This window comes from Erwinia sp. MYb416, assembly GCF_037479575.1.
Taxonomy (GTDB): domain Bacteria; phylum Pseudomonadota; class Gammaproteobacteria; order Enterobacterales; family Enterobacteriaceae; genus Erwinia; species Erwinia rhapontici.
In genome coordinates, this window is sequence record NZ_JBBGYT010000174.1 from 1,107 (window position 1) to 2,312 (window position 1,206).

Here is a 1,206-nt window from a genome sequence, read left to right on the forward strand (position 1 = left end):
TTCTCCAGAGGAAGAGAAAGTTCTGCAGTTTGTTGAAATTAAAAACCTGGTGATCACCCTGAGAAGCAATTCATTGAAAGAGCGCTATCTTCTGCTGGATTTGGCCCTGACGACGACGGATGAGCTTCAGGCTCAGAGGGCGGAAAATCTGCTTCCTAAGATTAAAGGAATTGCTGTCGATATGCTCACATCAATGGATTACAACGAGGTGCGTGGCATGTCGGTGCAGGCGTTGCGTAGCCTGATGATGAAGCGCTATCAGTCTGCATTCCACAATATCGGTGTCACTATTCCTTTTGACGATGTGACCATTTCTAAAATGGTCTTCCAGTGATTTTTTGCTATGAGTACTTTTATTGATATTACGGCGTTGTCACCCGTCGAAGAAAGCCATTTTATGCAGCAGTGGCTTCCTCTGGTGAAAAAAATTGTCCGTCAACTTGCTTGGCAGGCTAACGGCATGATGGACCGCGATGATATTGAACAGGTCGCCCTGATGGGGTTGCTGGAGTCGCTGCGGCGCTATGGTAAACCTGATGATCACTTCGCGGGTTATGCGATGCAGCGCGTACGTGGCGCGGTATTGGATCAATTCCGTCAGCATGACTGGCGCCCGCGTACTCTTCGTCAAAAGACGCACAAAATCAATCATGCCCTGCGTGAAGTGACGCGGAGCCTGGGGCGTGAGCCGACGGATGAAGAGGCATGTCATCAGCTGGCGTTGAGCCAAGAAGAATGGCAGGAATATCAGCTACTGGAATCAGCCTGTGCCATCGAAAGTCTGGATGAGATCTTGTCCGTTGAGGGGGGGGCGCAAAATACGGCTTTTGCCGGACGTGAGCTTGAAGAAGAAGTTGATATTCAGCGTACGCTGGCACTGGCGTTACACAGTTTGGATGAGCGTGAACGTACCATTATCAATCTGTATTACCAACAGGGAATCAGCCTGAAAGAGATCGCTTTAGTTTTGGATATCACTGAAGCGCGGGTGTGTCAGCTGAATAAAAAGATTAGCGAAAAGATTAAAGTCTTTTTTTAAATGGAAAAGAAATGCAGAAACTTATTGGATTAATCGTCGTGCTGGGCTGTGTGATTGGTGGATATATGATGTCTGGTGGCCATATTGCATCATTCTGGCAGCCAGGTGAGTTGATCATCATTCTCGGCGCAGGGGCGGGCGCTATGGTCATTGCCAACCCAAAACAT

Annotated in this window: 3 protein-coding genes; all 3 read left to right on the forward strand. The window is 48.3% G+C overall.

Annotated features, from left to right (window positions below; genetic code table 11):
* On the forward strand, positions 1-334 hold a 334-nt coding region (locus WH277_RS01660), incomplete at its 5' end, for a flagellar basal body-associated FliL family protein (protein WP_339504007.1).
* Between the two features lie 9 nt (positions 335-343).
* Positions 344-1,039, forward strand: coding sequence for a FliA/WhiG family RNA polymerase sigma factor (locus tag WH277_RS01665; protein WP_339456209.1), 696 nt, complete (start codon positions 344-346; stop codon positions 1,037-1,039).
* An 11-nt stretch (positions 1,040-1,050) separates the two neighbouring features.
* Positions 1,051-1,206, forward strand: a 156-nt coding sequence (locus WH277_RS01670) for a motility-associated protein (RefSeq protein WP_339504009.1), incomplete at its 3' end; no start/stop codon positions are given.